Here is a 2,338-nt window from a genome sequence, read left to right on the forward strand (position 1 = left end):
CCTAAGCAAAATAAAAGGATTGGCTAGATAATTTGATGCGTTGGTGTCAATATGTCATGAAAAGCTCTATTTTGCGTTCTGAGCGGTTTTAGCGTTTATTTCGTTTAGTTATCGGCACAATCGTTAAAACACGTTAGAGGAGCGAGAATGGAGCCTGTAAGGCGACTGGTAGCGGAACGGTCGTGTTAGATTGTAAAAGCCGATAGCTGAATGAAATAAACAGCGTCAGCACCCTTCCATTTCGGCAGGAGGAGGCTCAAGGGGTTTGGGGAATGACATTCCCCAAGGTCTTCTGTCTTTTATACTCGGGAGTATTTGTCAGTTTTTTGTTTTCTGGTGTTATAATTAAAAAAACTGAAAAAAGAGCAAAAAAAAGCCGAGCGGTGTTGACGCACCCTCAGCCATTTACGGAAACTACTTGTACTAGCTCCGTAACTTCTTAATCATTATACGAATATTTTTAGGTTTCTTCAAGACTAGAGATTCTTGTTAATGAATTTTAAGGGTTACGTGAACTTTTAAAATTCTTTCCAAGAATCTCTTTTTTCTTTGAGGAGGAACGGAATTTGAGTAAAAATGGCACGATTGTAAATGAGTGGGAAAATTTAACAGCCCTATCTAACAGGCGGTTAAATGCACAAACTATGTGCAACTCTCTAAAAATGCAGTGTTAAAATCGCTTGCGATTTTGCCGAGCGGAAGCGCTGGAAAATTTTTGAAAAAAATTTGGAATTTGGGACAATTGGGGGGCGAGGAAGCGAATTTTGCTTCCGTACTACGACCCCCCCTTATAGTGCCGAGTGCCAAATTTTAAGTTTAGACCTTTCCACCCTTACTGCCACAAGGGATAAAGGCGTGTTTGGGTGTCCCAACAAAATCCCAACAAAGTACCAACACTTTGTTTTTTATATATAGTTGCGCATATTTTAATATAGTTGTATAATGATGTAGAATTATGATAAATAGAGCGAGGAGTGAAATCTATGGCTAGGGAAAATAAAGATACGGAATTTCAAGTTGTTACTATTCGTGTACCGAAAAATATGCACTCTGAATACAAAGAAATTCTTCAAAAAGAAGGCAAAATCGTAACTTATGATGTCCGAAATTATATGCAAAGTGTAGTTGAAAAAAACAAGAAAGGGGAAAAATGAGCATAAAAAAAGAGCGTCCTGGCAAAAGACCGCTCTGTGCAAAAAATGCTTCATTTTCTAAGGGTATTATACTATATGGCTACTGATAAAACAAAGGTTAAAGCTAGAAATTTCGCATTTATTATCTATCCTGAAAGTATTCCTGAAGATTGGGAAGACAGTTTATCCAAGTTAGGTGTTCCTATGGCTGTTAGTCCGTTGCATGATTTGGATGAAACAGAACGTAAATTTGAAGATATGTCTGAAAATGAAAAGGCTATTGTTAGAAATGGTGGGAAAGTTTTTAAAAAACCACATTATCATGTATTGTATATTGCACGAAATCCTGTGACTGCTGAAAGTGTAAGGATAAAGGTAAAACGTGCGTTAGGTAATAATTCTATTTCTCATATTGAAATCGTGGATAGTGTTGAATATTACTTTCAATATCTGACACATGAAAGTTCTGATGCTATTAAGAAGAATAAGCATAGATACGATAAGAAAAATATTGTCTATATCAATGATTTCGATATTGATCGATATGTGACTCTTGATGAAAGTGAAAAACGTGAATTGGCAAATTTGATTTTTGCGCTTATTCGTAAATATCAGCTTGAAAATATTATTGATTTGTATGAGTTTGTAGAAGCACGTGGTGATGACTATGGGCTTCCTAGTATGAATCAAATTAATGATGTTGTTTCAGCTAAGGCTGGGCTTTTGCGTTTATACTTTGATGGGAATTATCAACGGCGTAAAAGAGGTGTCAAAAATGATTGAATATGAAAAAACGGTAAAAATCGAATTATTGAATGAGTTCTCCAAAGGAACGGTTGCTCGATTGATTGGGTATTTGACAAAGCAAAATATCGCAATTGATGCGCCGAATAATGTGCATGTGGTTTTGTTCCAGCAATTCAAAGAAATGCTGAATCTCAATTTGTTTGCGTTGTCGTATGACGAGCTGGAACAAGTTGAGCAATATTGGTTAGCAATGGATAAATTGCTGAACAATAGGTTTTTGCAGTAGTCAAAAGACTACTGCTTTTTTTTGTTGCGTGAGCCGACAAAAAATAGGGTTTGGGTTTTTGACGGAGTGAAAAGTGGAGTTTCTGCGAAGGCAGAAATGACAGTTTGAACGCAGGCAATCGGTCGCCTTCAGGCGGACGACAGCCCTCGGCAGAGCGTGTCCAAATGAAATT

3 protein-coding genes are annotated in these 2,338 nt (G+C 37.1%); all 3 read left to right on the forward strand.

Features of this window, described 5'->3' with window-relative positions; all coding sequences use genetic code 11:
* Positions 1–983 precede the first annotated feature (983 nt).
* The 3 genes from N6G83_RS54215 to N6G83_RS54225 all read left to right on the forward strand — a co-directional run bounded on the left by N6G83_RS54215 (position 984) and on the right by N6G83_RS54225 (position 2,166).
* Positions 984–1,154, forward strand: a complete 171-nt coding sequence (locus N6G83_RS54215) for a hypothetical protein (RefSeq protein WP_260524423.1) — start codon at positions 984–986, stop codon at positions 1,152–1,154.
* Positions 1,155–1,229: 75 nt separating this feature from the next.
* Complete coding sequence (locus N6G83_RS54220) at positions 1,230–1,916, forward strand: replication protein (RefSeq protein WP_260524424.1); 687 nt, start codon at positions 1,230–1,232, stop codon at positions 1,914–1,916.
* Entirely contained in the window at positions 1,909–2,166 is a 258-nt protein-coding gene (locus tag N6G83_RS54225) for a hypothetical protein (RefSeq protein WP_260524425.1), read from the forward strand. Before N6G83_RS54220 ends, N6G83_RS54225 begins: the two co-directional genes overlap by 8 nt.
* Positions 2,167–2,338 lie beyond the last annotated feature (172 nt).

It is taken from the genome of Serratia sp. PL7, assembly GCF_945957435.1.